At 66.4% G+C, this 16,816-nt stretch carries 15 protein-coding genes and 1 riboswitch; of the genes, 7 read left to right on the top strand and 8 right to left on the bottom strand.

The window, feature by feature from the left end; translation table 11 throughout:
* Nucleotides 1-118: 118 nt before the first annotated feature.
* Nucleotides 119-679 carry a DUF924 family protein gene (locus ABQ039_RS16165; protein WP_349778679.1) on the bottom strand — a complete coding sequence of 187 codons (561 nt, stop codon included), beginning with the start codon at nt 677-679 and terminating at the stop codon, nt 119-121.
* Between the two features lie 140 nt (nt 680-819).
* Between ABQ039_RS16165 and ABQ039_RS16170 the strand changes: the two genes are divergently transcribed.
* From ABQ039_RS16170 to ABQ039_RS16190, 5 genes are all read left to right on the top strand, one after another.
* Nucleotides 820-2,220 carry an amidohydrolase gene (locus ABQ039_RS16170; protein WP_349778678.1) on the top strand — a complete coding sequence of 467 codons (1,401 nt, stop codon included), beginning with the start codon at nt 820-822 and terminating at the stop codon, nt 2,218-2,220.
* Nucleotides 2,217-3,497, top strand: a complete 1,281-nt coding sequence (locus ABQ039_RS16175) for an amidohydrolase family protein (RefSeq protein WP_039519020.1) — start codon at nt 2,217-2,219, stop codon at nt 3,495-3,497. The genes ABQ039_RS16170 and ABQ039_RS16175 overlap by 4 nt, the downstream gene beginning before the upstream one ends.
* Nucleotides 3,498-3,534: 37 nt before the next feature.
* Nucleotides 3,535-3,930, top strand: a complete 396-nt coding sequence (locus tag ABQ039_RS16180) for a DUF2809 domain-containing protein (RefSeq protein WP_349778677.1) — start codon at nt 3,535-3,537, stop codon at nt 3,928-3,930.
* 157 nt (nt 3,931-4,087) lie between these two features.
* Nucleotides 4,088-4,414, top strand: coding sequence for a membrane protein (locus tag ABQ039_RS16185; RefSeq protein WP_024938943.1), 327 nt, complete (start codon nt 4,088-4,090; stop codon nt 4,412-4,414).
* 246 nt (nt 4,415-4,660) lie between these two features.
* Nucleotides 4,661-6,262, top strand: coding sequence for a rhamnogalacturonan lyase B N-terminal domain-containing protein (locus tag ABQ039_RS16190; protein ID WP_349778676.1), 1,602 nt, complete (start codon nt 4,661-4,663; stop codon nt 6,260-6,262).
* A gap of 500 nt (nt 6,263-6,762) precedes the next feature.
* Here the strand turns inward: ABQ039_RS16190 and ABQ039_RS16195 are convergent, their stop codons facing one another.
* Nucleotides 6,763-7,578, bottom strand: a complete 816-nt coding sequence (locus ABQ039_RS16195; RefSeq protein WP_046344285.1) for a cellulase — start codon at nt 7,576-7,578, stop codon at nt 6,763-6,765.
* Between the two features lie 476 nt (nt 7,579-8,054).
* Between ABQ039_RS16195 and ABQ039_RS16200 the strand changes: the two genes are divergently transcribed.
* Nucleotides 8,055-8,999, top strand: a complete 945-nt coding sequence (locus ABQ039_RS16200) for a DegV family protein (RefSeq protein ID WP_054592930.1) — start codon at nt 8,055-8,057, stop codon at nt 8,997-8,999.
* Between the two features lie 602 nt (nt 9,000-9,601).
* Here the strand turns inward: ABQ039_RS16200 and ABQ039_RS16205 are convergent.
* The 6 genes from ABQ039_RS16205 to ABQ039_RS16230 form a co-directional block, all read right to left on the bottom strand.
* Nucleotides 9,602-11,182, bottom strand: coding sequence for a CocE/NonD family hydrolase (locus ABQ039_RS16205; RefSeq protein ID WP_349778675.1), 1,581 nt, complete (start codon nt 11,180-11,182; stop codon nt 9,602-9,604).
* Between the two features lie 366 nt (nt 11,183-11,548).
* On the bottom strand, nt 11,549-12,523 hold the full coding sequence (gene thiL, locus ABQ039_RS16210) for a thiamine-phosphate kinase (protein ID WP_349778327.1): 975 nt from the start codon (nt 12,521-12,523) through the stop codon (nt 11,549-11,551).
* 110 nt (nt 12,524-12,633) lie between these two features.
* Nucleotides 12,634-13,113 carry a transcription antitermination factor NusB gene (gene nusB, locus ABQ039_RS16215; protein ID WP_016902286.1) on the bottom strand — a complete coding sequence of 160 codons (480 nt, stop codon included), beginning with the start codon at nt 13,111-13,113 and terminating at the stop codon, nt 12,634-12,636.
* Nucleotides 13,110-13,574 (bottom strand): 6,7-dimethyl-8-ribityllumazine synthase, encoded by a 465-nt coding sequence (ribH, locus tag ABQ039_RS16220; protein ID WP_005997267.1) that lies wholly within the window; start codon nt 13,572-13,574, stop codon nt 13,110-13,112. The genes nusB and ribH overlap by 4 nt, the downstream gene beginning before the upstream one ends.
* 258 nt (nt 13,575-13,832) lie before the next feature.
* On the bottom strand, nt 13,833-14,972 hold the full coding sequence (gene ribB / locus ABQ039_RS16225; RefSeq protein WP_039519001.1) for a 3,4-dihydroxy-2-butanone-4-phosphate synthase: 1,140 nt from the start codon (nt 14,970-14,972) through the stop codon (nt 13,833-13,835).
* On the bottom strand, nt 14,969-15,571 hold the full coding sequence (locus ABQ039_RS16230) for a riboflavin synthase (protein WP_024940586.1): 603 nt from the start codon (nt 15,569-15,571) through the stop codon (nt 14,969-14,971). The genes ribB and ABQ039_RS16230 overlap by 4 nt, the downstream gene beginning before the upstream one ends.
* 162 nt (nt 15,572-15,733) lie before the next feature.
* Nucleotides 15,734-15,911, bottom strand: a riboswitch (FMN riboswitch).
* Nucleotides 15,912-16,130: 219 nt separating this feature from the next.
* On the opposite strand from ABQ039_RS16230, the gene ABQ039_RS16235 reads away from it, so the two are divergent.
* Nucleotides 16,131-16,754: a hypothetical protein gene (locus ABQ039_RS16235; protein ID WP_024940587.1), complete on the top strand. Its 624-nt coding sequence runs from the start codon at nt 16,131-16,133 to the stop codon at nt 16,752-16,754.
* Nucleotides 16,755-16,816 lie beyond the last annotated feature (62 nt).

Here is a 16,816-nt window from a genome sequence, read left to right on the forward strand (position 1 = left end):
CGTGTGCGCCATCAACCGATCGCATCGATCGCCCGCTCGATCCGCGTGCCCATACGCAATGTGCAGCGCGAAAAAGCCACAGCTACGTGCAACCGCGGCAGGCCAACCGTCGCCTCCCTCAGCCAGCAAATCCGCCGTCATCGAGAAACTGCTGCTCTTCGGCGGTGGTCTCGCGCCCCAGTACCGCATTGCGATGCGGGAAGCGTCCGAAGCGCTGGATGATCTGCTGATGCTCCACGGCCCAGCGCGTGGTTTCTGCATCGTCCAGCGCGGTGATCAGCTGCACCGAGCGCGCCTGCTCCTGCAGATCTTCGGCATGCTCGAACGGCAGATAGAAAAACAGCCGCAACTGCGCGGACACCTGTTGATCGAAGCCGCTGGCGATTGCCTGCTTGGCGCAGGACAGCGCCAGGCCATCGGTGGCGTAGGCATGCGCGCTGCCGCGGAACGCGTTGCGCGGAAACTGGTCGAGCAGGATCAGCAAGGCCAGCGCATCTTCGGCACGTTCCATCCAGTGCGCGTACTCGCCACGCGCCGCTGCAAAGTGCTGCTCGCTGAAATGCTGGCGGAAGTTGGCATCAAACGCATCGTTGTGCGTGAACCAGCGGGCCGAGCCGGCCAGTTCCCAGAAAGCCAGTACCACATCGGCCTGTTTGTTGCGCTCTGACTTGACGATCATCGACGTATTCCCTGACGAATACGGCATAGCATGCACTGGCGCATGTGATGAGCCCGCCGCCGCCGACGGTGCAGCACTTGGCAAGCACGCCGCCGGCCGCTAGGTTTGCGGCTGACGTTTTCGTTGCACCGGGGAAATCCATGCGTTCCATCCTGTTCGCCGCGTTCGGCGCGGCCGTGCTGTGCGGTCCTGTGTCTGCGGCATCGCGTTTCGTGCAAGACCCCTATCCCAGCACCTACCGTGCGCTCGCGTCCGCTCCGGTGTTGATCCAGCACGCCACCGTGCTCACCGGCACCGGCCAGCGGCTGGACGACGCCGACGTGCTGCTGCGCGACGGCAAGGTGGCCGCGGTCGGGCGCGGGCTGGAGGCGCCGGCAGATGTGCGCCGCGTCGACGGCACCGGCAAATGGGTCACGCCCGGCATCATCGACGTGCACTCGCATCTGGGCGTGTATCCCAGCCCCGGCGTCAGCGCGCACAGCGATGGCAACGAGATGACCGCCCCGGTGACGCCGAACGTGTGGGCCGAGCATTCGATCTGGCCGCAGGATCCCGGCTTCGGCACCGCCCTGGCTGGCGGCGTCACTTCGCTGCAGGTACTTCCCGGCTCGGCCAATCTGATCGGCGGGCGCGGCGTCACCCTCAAGAATGTTGCCTCCACCACTTACCAGGGCATGAAGTTTCCCGGCGCCCCCTGGGGCCTGAAGATGGCCTGCGGCGAGAACCCCAAGCGCGTGTACGGCCAGAAGGGCGGCCCCGGCACGCGCATGGGCAACGTGGCCGGCTACCGTGCCGCCTTCATCGATGCGGCCGAGTATCTGCAGAAGAATGCACCGAAGAAAAAGACTGCGAAAAAGCGCCATTGGTGGAGCCGCGGCGGCGACAACGACAGCAGCGGCGATGCCGGCGGCAAGCGCGATCTCAAACTCGACACGCTGGCCGGCGCGATCAACGGCGACATCCGCGTGCATATCCATTGCTACCGCGCCGACGAGATGGCGACCATGCTCGATCTGTCCAAGGAGTTCGGCTTCCACATCGCCGCCTTCCATCACGGCGTGGAGGCCTACAAGCTGGCCGACCGGCTGGCGCAGGAGAACGTTTGCGGTGCGCTGTGGGCCGACTGGTGGGGGTTCAAGATGGAAGCCTTCGATGGCATCCAGGAAAACATCGCGCTGGTCGACAGGCCGGCCAACAGCTGCGCCATCGTGCATTCGGATTCGGAAGAAGGCATCCAGCGCCTGAATCAGGAAGCGGCCAAGGTGCTCGCCAACGCGCGCCGCAGCGGGATGGAGATTCCGCCCGAGCGTGCGATCCGCTGGCTCACCAGCAATGCCGCCAAGGCGCTCGGCATCGAGCAGCAGACCGGCGCACTGGAGCCGGGCAAGATGGGCGATATGGTGGTGTGGAACGGCAATCCCTTCAGCTCCTACGCGCTGGCCGAACAGGTCTATATCGACGGCGCGCAGGTCTACGACCGCCACGATCGCCGCCTGCAGCCGGTGTCGGACTTCATGCTCGGCCAGGAGGTGGCGCGATGAGCCGCACCACTGGACTGCGCCCGCGTCTGCGCGCGATCTCTGCAGTGGTCCTGGCAGTGCTTGCATTGCCCGCATTCGGCCAGCAGGTGCTGATCCGTGGCGCGACCGTGCATACCGCCACCGCACAAGGCACGCTGCGCAATACCGATGTGCTGGTGCAGGGCGGCGTGATCCGCGCGATCGGCAGCAACCTGGCCGTGCCGGCCGATGGCCGCGTGGTCGAGGCCAGGGGCCGCCCGCTGACGCCGGCCCTGTTCGGCGGCATCACCGAGATCGGCATCGAAGAAGTCTCCGGCGAAGACAGCACCGTGGACAGCGGCGTCAAACTCAGCGACCAGCCGATGCGTCCGGAATTCGACGTCACCCTGGCCTACAACCCCGATTCGGTGCTGGTGCCGGTGGCGCGCGTGGAAGGCATCGGCTTCACCGCGCTGGGCGCGACCACCAGCGGTGCCTTCATCGCCGGGCAAGGCGGCGTGGTGCGGCTGGACGGCAGCCCGGACCCGCTCGGCCCGCATGCCCTGTTCATCCGCATCGGTGCGGCGGCCTCCGATCTCACCGGCAGCTCGCGTGCCGCGCAATGGATGCTGCTCGACCAACTGGTGGCCGAAGCGCGCGGACGCGTGCCGGCCGACTCACCGCATGCGCTGCTGACCCCGGTCGGCCGCAGCGTGCTGGCCAGGTACCTGGCCGGTCAAGGCCGGATCGTGGTGCAGGTGGAGCGTGCCGCAGACATCCGCCAGTTGCTGCGTTGGGCGCAGCGCGAAAAGGTGCGCATCGCCATTGCCGGCGGCGCCGAGGCCTGGAAGCTCGCGCCGCAACTGGCGCAGGCCAGGGTGCCGGTGCTGGTGGACGCGCTGGCGGACCTGCCGTCCACCTTCGACCAGATCGGTGCCACGCTGGAAAACGCCGCACGGCTACGCGCGGCGGGCGTGGAGGTCAGCTTTGCCCAGAGTGGCGATGCCTCGCATAACGCGCGCAAACAGCGCCAGCTGGCCGGCAATGCGGTGGCCAACGGCTTGCCGTGGGAAGCCGGCCTGGCCGGCCTGACCCGGGTGCCGGCGGAGATCTTCGGCGTGGCCGATCGCATCGGCAGCATTGCGGTCGGCAAACAGGCCGACCTGGTGCTGTGGGAAGGCGACCCGCTGGATGTCGCCCACTACGCCGAGCAGGTGTGGCTGGGCGGTCGCGACATGCCGATGCGCTCACGCCAGACCGAGCTGCGCGAGCGTTACATGCAACCGGCCGGCGCGTTGCCGCGGGCCTATCTGAAATGATCGGGAGCGGCGTGCGCATGGGAGCGCGGTGACCCGCATGGCGTTGGGCGTGCGCTGCGTCTACCTGCTGATCGCGCTCGCCGTGTTTGTCATCGAAGTGGCGATCGGTGCTGGCAGACTTGGCGGGCCGTGGGTCCGCGGCAGCCTGGGCGATGTGCTGGCGGTGATCCTGGTGTATTGCGGATTGCGCGGTGTGCTTGCGCTGCCGCCACGCTGGGCGTGCGTGCTGGCGGTGGCGATCGGGTGCCTGATCGAAGGGCTGCAGGCGCTGCATCTGGCCGACCGGTTCGGGCTGCGCCCGGGCAGCGCGGCCTACATCGCGCTTGGCAATACCGCCACCGTGCACGATCTGCTGATGTATCTGGTCGGCGGCGGGGTGGCGTACATCGGCGATATGGCATCGTGCCGCGTCGCCGCGTCTTCCCAGCGATAAACAACTGCATTGATACACTCCCTCGGGCCTACCGCATGTTCTGCGTCTCCTCATCGACACTGATCGACAGCGTTGGCATCCCGTCCCGGCAACGGCAGCAACGGCGTGCCTGCGCCGCCGCTGCGTCGCAGTGACCTCGCTGTTCCAGGGAGGCGGCCTGCGCTCGATCGATCGCGTCGTATTGCGCCAGGCGCCGGCCAATCTGCTCCGCGGGCTGGAAGCGGTCGGTGGGCGGCTGATCCTGACCGCCGATGCACTGCACTTCCAGCCACATCCCTACAACATACAGACCCGGTCGTTGACCGTGCACCTGAGCCAGATCGCAGCAATGCAGCCACGCTGGACGCGCCTGTTCGGGCTGCTGCCGGTGGCGCCGACATCGCTGGCGGTGCAGCTGCATGACGGCGGCGAGCACCGTTTCGTGATCGGCAAACGCGAACAGTGGATGGCTGCCATCGCCTCGGCGCGCGACGCCCTGGGCTGACGCTACCCCCGACAAGTGCATTGCGATGCGCCAGGTCGCAATGCACGACTGGCGCATCGCAACGCCCTGGCGTCGTCCCACCTGCCTGCGCATCGCAGAGGGAGCGTGAACTGCGCTGCGTTTCAGCACTGCATCTTGTACGCGGTGCACGCTCTGCAGGTCCGTGCCATCGCCGTCGTTGTCCTGCCCGCCTAATATCGCGCGTCGGCACCGCAGCGACGCCCCTACTTCGGCATGGAGATCGATATGCCCCGCACTATCCTGCGCATCCTGGCCTGCACATTGTTCCTGTACGGCGGCGTCAGCGCGCCGGCCATCGCCGCATTTGGCGTCACCCGCAGCGGCGACCGTGTCGTTGTCGATACCGGCGCCGAGCTGGTGTTTGCGGTCAACACCAGCAACGGCGACATCGTCTCGATGCGTTATCGCGACAACGCGCTGCAGACCACTGAGTCGAAGGGCTCGCAAATCGCCTCGGGCCTGGGCAGCGCCAGTGTGGAGTCGCGCGTGGTGGGCGCCACGATCGTGGTTTCGGCCAAGGCCGGCGACCTGATCCAGTACTACATCGCACGCAAGGGCCGCAACGCGATTTACATGGCGACCTATGCACCGACGCTGCTGCCGATCGGCGAGCTACGCTTTGTCACCCGCTTGAACGTTGCCAAGCTGCCCAATGCGCAGCAGGAGCCCGACTCCAATGTCGGCAGCCCGGTGGAAGGCGAGGACGTGTTCCTGCTGCCGGACGGACGCACCAGTTCCAAGTTCTATTCGGCGCGACGCATGATGGACGACCAGGTGCACGGCGTCAGCGGTTCGGGCGTGGCGGTGTTCATGCTGATGGGCAACCGCGAGCGCAGTTCCGGCGGGCCGTTCTTCAAGGACATCGCCACCCAGAAAACCCGCGTGACCCATGAGCTCTACAACTACATGTATTCCGATCACACCCAGACCGAGGCATTCCGCGGTGGCCTGCATGGGGTGTACGGGCTGCTGTTCACCGATGGCGGGACGCCCTCCAGCGCACAACTGGACACCGCCTTCGTCGATGCAACGCTGGGTTTGACAGGTTATCTCGCCAGCGACGGGCGCGGCGCGCTGAGCGGCAGGGTGAGCGGCGTGCTGTCCGGCCAGCCTGCCGTGATCGGCCTGCGCAACGACCAGGCCGAGTACTGGGCCACCGCCAACGGCAGCGGCGATTACCAGATCGCCGGCGTGCGCCCGGGACGCTACCGCATGACGCTCTATCAGAACGAACTGGAAGTCGCGCAACGCGATGTGGAGATCCATGCCAACGCGACCACGCAAGCGGCGCTGCAAGCGGTTGTGCTGCCGGGGACCATCAAATGGCAGATCGGCACGGCCGATGGCACGCCGACCGGTTTCCGCCATGCGGATCTGCTGCCACGCGCGCATCCATCCGACAAGCGCATGCGCTGGACCCCGGTGACCTATACGGTTGGATCGAGCAGTGCGGGCAGCTTTCCGGCAGTGCAATGGCGCGGCATCAACACCCCGACCCGCATCGACTTCACCCTGGGCTCCAGTGAAGTGCGTGGCTATCGCCTGCGCATCTTCCTGCCGCTGACGCAGGTCGGCGCGCGCCCGCAGATCAACGTCAATGCGCGTTGGAATGGTCCGGTGCCGGCCACGCCCACGCAACCCAAGACACGCGGCATCACCCGCGGCACATGGCGCGGCAACAACACGCTGTATGAGGTGGACATCCCGGCATCTGCGCTGCAATCGGGCAGCAACCGGATCGAGATCGGCATCGCCTCGGGATCGCCGGACAACGGCTTTCTCAGCCCGGCCGTGGTGTTCGACAGTATCCAGCTGGTGGCGCTGTAAGCAATCCGCCAATCCAGCGAGCGGTGGTCGGACAAGCAAGGGCTGCACGTAACAACGCGTCGCACCCATTGCAGAGACCGTGGCACTGCCCGCATTCGCCTGACACGTGTGCAAAGCTGGCGGTGGCAGCGCCAGCCACACCGATATGGCAATCACCGCGCGCAACTGCGTGCGGTGATTGCGGCGGTGCATGAGATTCCGGAAGCGGCAGACCCTCACACTGCACGGTCGATGCACGTCGCCATGCATATGACCTGCGCGCTGACTCGGCCTGCCCGACTGCCGTCAGTCGATCTGCTGCGCGAGCCGTCGGCAGCCAGGACGCGAGGCATGCAATGCGTGCGTCGCGCACATGCCACCTCGTTGGCTCTCGAGCGGCCTGCAATCGTCGACGATTGTCAGGCCAGCGCCGCAGGTGCGATCACCGGCGTGCGGTGTGCTGCACGCCGGTCTTTACGCTAATGACGCACCCTCGGCCATGTCGCCGATGGGCATCGTGCTTACTGCGCATCCAGCGTCGCGCTCACCTTGGCCCAGCCATTGCCGCGCACCACTTCGAAACCGGCTTCGGCTGCATGCAGATACATGCTGTTGTTGTAGCGCCCATCCTTGGACCGGTTGGTCTGCAGCCAGTTGAGGAAGGGCTTGGCGTCCACGTTGAGGCTGCCGCTGGTCTTGAGCGTGGCCTGCCCGGCGGTGCCGGTCGGGATGAAGGTGTAGACGTAATAGCCGGCGCCGGAGTTGAAGCCCTCCCACAGGTCGAAGGTACGCCCGCCCGCGGTGATCACCTTGCTGGCAGTCAGTGTGCCGATCGGCCAGGAGTTGTGGTCGCCCCAGATCATCACTTCCAGCTGCGGGTTGCCCTTGGCGGTATCCCAACGGAAGAAGATGTCGTAGGCAAAGTCGCCTGCGAGATTGGTCCCGCCGGCGCTGTAGGTGAACTTGAGCGGGATCTTGCTCAGCGAGGAAATCTGCCGCGGAAACAGCGTGTCGCTGGTCGGGTTCCAGTCGTAATGCCAGCCGCGCACGATCGCCGGATAGCCGTAGAGATTGTAGTCGGCGAAGTTGAAGGTGACGGTCAGCTCGGGCGTGCTGCCGGTGCCGAACGTGCCCTGGATGATGTTGTTGGGATCGTTAAAATTATTGACCCACGCATAGTGGTTACCAAAGATCTTGTAGGGACCGGCCAGCGCCGCCGGCGTCAGCGCGACCAGACCCACGGCCAGTGCAGCCTTCCACCAGCGCGATGCGCGCCGCCGTGTAGTAGGCGCCTGTGCGCCAGTCTGAGTAAGGGTGCTGGATTGGCTGTTTTGCATGTTGACTCTCTCCGAGTAAGTTCAGCGCGGCGATGCCGGTGCGGCAGCGTCGAGAGCCGCTTTGCAGCGGTCGCGTCGGACCCTAGCAGCGGCGTTGTGACGGGAGCTATAGCAATTGCAGCAGGCCTCGCTCGCCATCTGCGATAGCGGGCGCCACCTTGCAGCCGAAGCGTGCGCCGATCCTCAGTTCGCAAGGTAAATCGCAGTGGGACAGGATGTACCGGTCATCTGCATGACGGCGCGGTGCGCGCCAATGCTGCGGAGCCACATCGGGGCGATCTGCGTTTTGACAGCGCCTGCAGCTGCTCGCGGCGGTCCATTCGCCTCCGTCGAGCTTGCCTGATGACCGCGCGCCAGGCTCCCGTCCGCGGCTTGCGCGCTTCGGCACCCGGCCTTCGACCGCAGCCCTACTCGCCTCCGCTGTTTTGCGATAGCGTTCGCAGTTACAGATAACGCAACAGCCGGAGGGGGCGACGATGCGCATCGGAATCGTGGTGGACAGTGCCTGCGATTTGCCGCAGGACTTCATTCAACAAAACAACGTCATCGTATTGCCGATCAGCGTACGTATCGGCGAAGCGGTATTGGCCGATCACCGCGATGAGGAAGCGACGCTGAGCTTTCTGCAGGCACATGTGGCCGAGCGTGGGCACGAGGCGGAAACCACGCCGTTTTCCGTCAACCAGATTCGCGACCTGTTCCTGCAACGGCTGGTCATCGACTACGACCACGTGTTCTGCCTGACCATCTCCAAGCTGCGCAGCCAGATCTTCGACAACGCGATGCAGGCCAGCTTCGCGATCCTCAACGATTACAAGCCGATCCGGCAGGCCGCCGGCCACACCTCGCCGTTCGCGCTGCGCGTGATCGATACGCTCAACCTGTTTGCCGGCCAGGGCATCACCGCGGTGGAAGCGGTACGCCTGCGCGCGCAGGGTCAGGGCGTGGCGGCAATCCGCAGTCGGCTCGAACAGCTGGCCGAACACACCTACGGCTACATGATTCCGCGCGATCTCTACTACCTGCGTGCGCGTGCACGCACCAAGGGCGATCGCAGCGTGGGCCTAATCAGCGCCGCGCTGGGCAGTGCGCTGGACATCAAGCCAGTGCTGCGCGCCTACCGCGGCGTCACCGAACCGGTGGCCAAGTTGAAAGGCTTCGAGCCGTCGACCGAAAAGCTGTTCGGCTTCACCGTGCGCAAGATCCGCGAGGGCTTGATGACACCGACCGTCTGCGTGGGCTACGGCGGCGAACTGGCCGAGCTGCACGCCCTGCCCGGCTACGCCGCCCTGCAAAGCGCCTGTCAGACCCACGACGTGGAATTGTTCGAAAGCGTGATGAGCCTGACCGGCATGGTCAACGTCGGCAAGGGCGCACTGGCCGTGGCATTTGCAGCCGAACCGCATACCTTTGCGGCCTGAAAACAAGGCCGGCGCGCGGCGCCCTCGCCGACTTCAGGACACGCCGATCTACAGCTGACCTATCCGCGCACCCCGGATCTCCAAAGACAACCACGCACACCGACCATCCCGACATGTCATGCCCTGCTTGCCCGTGCACAGCGACCCTCTTGACTGGTCCTTGCCCGCCCACCGTCGCGGGACCTTACGCGGCATGGATGCCGCGTAAGAGCCTACACGGACGTACTTGCGGCGTGTCCCGCGAGGGTGGGCGGGCAAGGGCCCTACCGCCAGGCCGCAGACCAACCGCTCTACAACTGATCTATCCGTGCGGGCAATTTACTTCCAGACACAAGACAGTCAACAGTCGGGTCACAGCCTCGTTTGTTAGATGCGGCCAAAATTCCGGTTAGTCGAGCGCGCAGCACCCTCACCACTTGCGGGAAGCGCCATGACTCCATCCCTGAAAGCTCAGTAGGCGGCATCCATGCCGCCAAGGGTCCCGCAAGCGCGAGGACAGCGCACCTGAGAGTTAATCGATACTTTCCAAAGCTTGCGCGTTGCTCGGCTTGCATTGGGACCATGACTGGACGCGGCACCATCCGAGTTAGCCCAGCGCAGTGTTACCGCAGCGGCACGTTCAATACCGATGGCGTTGCCGCCGGCGAGGTAAACGTCACTGTGCCACCGCCATCGCTGGCATCGGTGTAGCGCACGTCCTGCGTGTCGATCACCAGCACCAGGCGCTGCCCTGCCGGAATCTCCGTAGCAGCCGCTTGCAGTGGCCAATCCAGCGTCACTGCTTGGCCAGGTCTAGCCCCGCGTAGCGAGTACGGCGCATGCGTGATCAGTTGCGCCACGCCTAGCGCGTCCATGCGATACAGATACGCGAACAGGCTCACTTTCGATTGGCTGGGTACCACGGTCACGCGCAGCGATGGACTGCCAGCCAGCCGCCGTAGCGTGTTCGATGGCGCACCCACCCACACTGCCGCGCCGATGCGATTGACCAACGGAATCGAGGTGGTGACCGGCACACCGATGCCTTGCAACAGGCCACTGACCAGGACCACGCCCGAGTCGGCCAACGTCGGCACATCGGTGGCAATGCGCGATTGCCAGCCGCTGGCGGTGCCGCCGATCAAACCGCCGGTGGGGCTGAGCAATCCGGACGGTGCGGATAACCCCAGGCGCGTGTTGCCCTGTTGCACCGACGCCCAGTCCGCGTACTCCAGCCATTGCCCCGCGCGCGGCGACAACCGCACCGGCGCTTCGCTGTCCACGCCGTTACGCAGCTGCTTGAGATGACGATCGAACCAGCGCGTGGTCGCCGTGTAGACCTCGTTGGGCAGGCCGAGCGCGCCCGGCAGCTCTGCGGTGGCGTGATCGCCCTGGCTGAGCAGCAACTGCTTGGGCCCGCGCAACTGATTGAAGAATGCGATGGTCTGGTTCGGCGGAAACAGGCCGTCGTTGAAGGCATTGCCCAGTAGCACCGCCGTGCCACGCGCATTGAGCGCGGCCACATCGCTTGCCGGGCTGCGCGACGCGGCCTGCGGCAGGAAGCCCTGCACGGCGCCGTCGTAATCGCCAACGGCAACCCGTGTGCTGATCTTCGCCAGATCCGGGCCGGGACGTCCGGTCAACGCGCCGGCACCGACCAATAGCCCAACGCCTTGCTGGCTGACGGTGCGGTTGGAATACAGCGACGCTTCCAGATCGGCCCAGCCGCTGAGCGCAGCCACGGCCTTGATGCGCGGATCGCGCTCGGCCGCCAGCAGGCTGATGCCCGCGCCATACGAGATGCCCGACGCCCCGATCGCATTCGCATTGGCCGGCGTATGCGCCAGCGCCCAGTCGATCACCGCGCTGACGTCTTCCACGGTGTCGGCGCCGGCGATATCGATCTGCCCGGCCGAATCCCAGAACCCGCGCGAGGTGTAGCTGACGACCACGTAGCCATCGCTGGCCAGCTGGGTCGCGCGGCCGAGGTACTCCAGATTCGGCAACGACCAACTGGCCGGCATCACGATCAGCGGAAACGGCCCGCTGCCCTGCCCCTGCGGCACCAAGACCAGTGCGCCCATCGGCGCGCCGTCCCAGCCGGGAATCCGTTCGTAGGTCTTGCTGAAAGCGCCCGCCACCGCCGACGCCGATGCCACCAGCAGCGCCAGTGCGGCGATGCCTCCGATCCAAGGCTTGTTCATGGTTCTCTCCCACGCAAGGCCGGGCCGGGATGGCCCAGCGGCAACTGCCATGCATCCGTGGTTCGGGGGAGAACGTCGCGAACGTACCAGACGGTACGGTATGGCTCAAGGGCTGGGATTCGGGATTCGGGATTCGGGATTCGGGATTCGGGATTCGGGATTCGGGATTCGGGATTCGGGATTCGGGATTCGGGATTCGGGATTCGGGATTCGGGATTCGGGATTCGGGATTCGGGAGCGTGCGCGCCGCAGTCGCGGGCCCGGCCGGCAAGTGGAAACAACGTGCGCTTATCGCCTGGCCGCTCCCGACCCGCAGACGTTGGCTGCAATGCAGCACGCCCGCGCAACGCTTCCTGCGCGCTCAGCTCAGCCCACGAAGTGCTGATATCCGCGTTGCGGCGGCTGCCACGGGTTGCCGTCGGCGTCGTGGACCATCACGCCCGGCGTGGCGACGATCTGGCCGATGCGCGTCACCGCGACTCCGGCGAAGTCCATCGCCTGCACCACCGCGTCGCGGTGTTGCACGGCGGCGGTGAAGCACAGCTCGTAGTCGTCGCCGCCGCCGAGTTGCCAACCGATGCATTGCAGCGCACTGATCCCGGTGCTGCGCGGCATCGCCGGCAGAGCCGCCAGCGCCAGCTGCGCGCCCACACCGCTGCGTTCGCACAGATGGCCCAGATCGGCGAGCAAGCCGTCGGAGATGTCCACACAGGCATGCGCAAGCCCACGCAAGCGCAGCCCGGCCTGCACGCGCGGCTGCGGGCGCAGCAGCCGGCCGCGCCACAGTTCGTGCAACGGATCAGCCGCCGCGCAGGTCACGTCCAGCTGGCCGGCCTGCCACAGCGACAAGGCCGCCGCCGCCTCGCCCGGCGCGCCGGTGACCCAGACGTCGTCGCCCACGCGCGCGCCATCGCGACGCAGCGCCGCGCCCGGCGGCAGGCTGCCGATCGCGGTCACCGCACACGCCAACGGCCCGCGCGTGGTGTCGCCACCGACCAGCGCAATGTCATGCGCATCGGCCAGTGCAAAGAATCCATCGGCGAATGCGTCGACCCAGGCAGCATCGTCGTGCGGCAACGACAGCGACAGGGTGCACCAGCGCGGCTGCGCGCCCATCGCGGCCAGGTCGGACAGATTGACCGCCAGCGTCTTCCAGCCCAGATCCTCGGCACGCGTCTCGTGCGGGAAATGCACGCCCGCATTGAGCGTATCGACGGTGATCGCCAGTTGCTCGCCCGGCGGCGGCTGCAGCAGTGCCGCATCGTCGCCAATCCCCAACGGCACATCCGCACGCGCCGCAATGCGCGCGCGCAAGCGGGCAATTAGATCGAATTCGGGCATTTGAAGGGCCGGGATTGGGGATTTGGCAGTGGGGATTGGTCACGGCGCACATTGGCAGGGACCAGCGCCGCGGCCAATCCCCAATCCCAACTGCCCAATCCCGCGGCGCCTCAGGCGCCGCTAGCGCCCGACTCCACCTTGCGCCACTCCACCGAGGCGCGATCCAGCACGCCGTTGACGTAGGTGTGGCCGTGCTCGGAGCCGAAGCGCTTGGCGGTTTCGATCGCTTCGTTGATCACCACGCGGTACGGCACGTCCTGGCGATACAGCAGCTCATAGGCAGCCAGGCGCAGCACTGCACGCTCGATCGCGTCGACCTCTTCCACGCCGCGATCCAGATACGGGGTCAGCGCGGTATCCAGCTCGGCGCGGTTGCTCAGCACGCCTTCGACCAGGTTTTCGAAATAGGCCAGATCGGCCACTTCGTGCGCCTGCTCATGCGCAAACTGCGAGATCACCTGCTTGGCGAACCCGCCGGAAATCTGCCAGGCATACACCGCCTGCAAGGCACGCCGACGCGCGCGCGAACGCAGCACCGGGTCGATGCCGTCGCGACGGACGTGGCGGGCGTGTCCACCGGACTTGCTCATGGCAACAACTCCATCAAATTGACCAGTTCCAATGCCGCAAGCGCGCATTCTTCGCCCTTGTTGCCATGGCTGCCACCGGCACGCGCCTCGGCATCTTCCACGCGCTCGACCGCGAGCACGCCGTTGAGCACCGGCACGCCGGTCTGCAACTGCACGCTCATCAGGCCTTCGGCGCACAGGTCGGCGACGTGTTCGTAGTGGCGGGTGTCGCCGCGGATCACGCAGCCCAACGCGATGATCGCCGCATGCTGTCCGGATTGCCCCAGGCGGTTGGCGGCGATCGGAATTTCCCAGGCGCCCGGCACGCGGATCACGTCGATGGCGTCCTCGCCGATGCCGTTGCCGGCCAGGCTCTGACGCGCACCGGTGACCAGCGCGTCGGTGATGCGGGCATTCCAGCGGCTGGCGATGATCGCAAAGCGCGCGGTGGTGGGGCGGAGATCGCCTTCGTAGTGGGTCATGCGGGTCGGCAACTCGAGGGGGCGGCAAGTTTAACAGCTGCCGGGGCCTGGCCCCGGCCGGTGCGTGGCGGCCGGGGTGCCGAAGCAGCCCCGGCCATGTCGCCAGGAAACGAATGTGGAACGCGCAGCACGGGCTGGTGCAGCTTGCAGCTGGCAGGGTCGATACGCAGCAACCGCGCGAACCACTCGGACAGCGCGGTTGCTGTTGCGCGCCCTGCAACCACCAGACAGCGGCGGCTCCAGGCCGCCCGCGCCACGTCAGGGCAGCGCGGCCGCCGGCACCGAGCGCACCCCTTCGCCCGCGTGGCATTCCAGGTACTCCACCACCTCCAGCCCGAACCCGGCCAGACCCACCTGACGCCGCGGCGTGCCCAGCACGCGCAGCTTGCCCAGGCCCAGTTCGGCCAGGATCTGCGCCCCGGCCCCGTTGCGCCGCCACTGGCTGACGTCCTTGGCGTTGGTGGCCGCTTCCGGTTGCTGGCGCAACCGCGCCAGCAAGGATTCGGTGTCGCGCGGTGCCGACAGCACCACCATCACGCCCTGCCCTTCGGCGGCGATCGCACGCAAGGCATCGGTGGCGGCCACGCCAAAGTCGTCGCGTTGCCAGTGCAGCAGATCGGCCAGCGGGTTTTCCACCTGCACGCGCACCAGCGTCGGCGTGGCCGGATCGGCAGTGCCGCGCACCAGCGCAAAGTGCAGGTCGTGGGCGATGCGGTCGCGGTAGGTCACCAGCGTGAACGGGCCGAACTCGGTGCTGATCTCGCGCTCGTCCACGCGCTCGACGGTGTGCTCGTTGGCCAGGCGGTAGGCGATCAGATCGGCGATCGAGCCCATCTTCAGCCCGTGCTCGCGCGCGAACACTTCCAGCTGCGGGCGGCGCGCCATGCTGCCGTCCGGGTTGAGCACTTCCACCAGCACGCCGGCCGGTTCCAGCCCGGCCAGCATCGGCAGGTCGCTGGCCGCTTCGGTATGGCCGGCGCGGGTCAGCACGCCGCCGGGCTGGGAGATCAGCGGGAAGATATGCCCCGGCTGGCTCAGATCCTGCGGCTTGGCATCCGGCCGCACCGCGGTGCGCACGGTGTGTGCGCGGTCGTAGGCGGAGATGCCGGTGGTCACGCCTTCGGCCGCCTCGATGCTGACGGTGAAGTTGGTCTGGAACTGCGCGGTGTTGTTGCGCACCATCGGCGCCAGGCCGAGCTGCGCGCAGCGCTCGCGGGTCAGCGACAGACACACCAGCCCGCGCGCGTGGGTCACCATGAAGTTGATGTCCGACGGCTTGACCAGCTCGGCGGCCATGATCAGATCGCCTTCGTTCTCGCGGTCCTCGTCATCGACGATCACCACCATGCGGCCGGCGCGCAGTTCCTCGATCAATTCCGGAACGGGTGCGAAATTCATGCCGCACCCCGCGTGCCCAGCAGGCGTTCGACATAGCGCGCCACCAGGTCGATTTCCAGATTCACCGCCGCGCCAACCGCGGTCTGCGCAAACGCGGTGTTGGCCACCGTGTGCGGAATCAACGCGACCTCGAAGCCGTCCGCGTCCACTTCGTTGACGGTGAGGCTGACCCCGTCCACGCAGATCGAGCCCTTCTTGGCGACATAGCGCAACACCGCCGGCGGGGCGGCAAACCGCCAGCGCTGCGCGCGCGCATCGCCATGTACCGACTGCACCTGGCCCAGGCCGTCGACATGCCCGCTGACCAGATGCCCGCCGAGGCGGTCGGTCGGGCGCATCGCGCGCTCCAGATTGAGCAACGCACCTTCCGGCAAGGCGCCCAACGTGGTCAGCGACAGGGTTTCGGTGGAGGCATCGGCCTGGAAGCTGCCGGCGTCGAAGGCGATCACGGTCAGGCACACGCCATTGACGGCAATGCTCTCGCCCAGTTGCACCGCCTCGAACGGCAGGTTGCCGGTGGCGAAGGTGAAACGCACATCGCCGCCCTGCGGCTGGCGCGCCGCCAGATGGCCGACGCCTTCGATGATTCCGGTAAACATCAGCGCACCCCCGTCGTTGATGACGACAGTGCGGACGGAGTGCGGTGAAAGATCGCGACGCAGCGCGACAGGTGACGCATGGACATAGTCGTTTCTCGCAGGAGTTGAGCGAAAAACGCCACAAGGCAAACAGGCGCGCGCACAGCCGCAAGGCTGCGCGTTGGCCGTCTTCTTTCATCCGGACTATACCGTCGGCCCCGGCATCGCACCGGATCTGCTGACCTTGCGCAGCAGGGGTTCGCGTGGATCCGCTCAACCCTGAAGTGCAAGCGCTCGCGGGCTCGCATGCTTGCGCATGCCTACCGCCGGTGGGGAATCGCACCCCGCCCTGAAGACGTTCGTGAGTACCGGCGAACCGGTGCGCAAAGTCTAACAGGGCACATCGGCGCGATGGCTGAGCGTGGGCCAAGGCTGGCAGGACACTGCGTCATGTGGGGAAATCCCCCATAGCCAGGATTGTGAAGGATCTGTTAATTTACGCGCCGCGACGGGAGACGTCGCTTTTTTCCCTCCCGCAAAGGGACGGAGACACGGACATCAATTCGGAGAGAGACATCCAATGCGTAACACCCTGATTCTGGCTGCCCTGCTGGCCGCCGCACCGTTTGCCGCATCGGCCGAAGGCCTGAGCTATTCCTACGTCGAAGGCGGCTGGAACCGGACCGAAATCAACGTCAACGACGCGTCCGACGACATCGATGGCGGCTACATCCGCGGCTCCTGGCAGATTGCCCAGCCGGTCTACCTGCTGGCCAGCTACGAGCGTGCCACCAAGGACTACAACCTCGGCAGCGGCTTCGTGATCGACGGCACCCTGCAGCAGGCCACGGCGGGTATCGGTTACCGCCAGGAAATGACCGAGCGCGTCGAGTTCACCGCCGACATCAGCGTGCTGCGCACCAAGGTCGAATCCGATCTGCGCCTGCGCGGCCGTTCGATCGACAAGGCATCCGATTCGACCAACCTGGGCTTCGCCAACCTGGGCCTGCGCGGCAAGCCCTCGCCGCGGACCGAAGCCTGGATCAAGGCCGGCTACATCGACGGTAGCGACGTGGACGAAGGCGAGTTCGTCGGCACCCTGGGTGGTCAGGTCAACTTCACCCGCACCTGGGGCCTGGTCGCCGAAGCGCAGTTCGTCGACAACGCCAACCAGTACAAGGTCGGCGTGCGCGCGAGCTTCTGATCGAGGCGACTCAGATACACCAAGGCCCCGCATGCGGGGCCTTTTTCATGCGCACAACAGCA

This window comes from Xanthomonas sp. WHRI 6108 (assembly GCF_040202385.2).
Classification (GTDB): domain Bacteria; phylum Pseudomonadota; class Gammaproteobacteria; order Xanthomonadales; family Xanthomonadaceae; genus Xanthomonas; species Xanthomonas arboricola.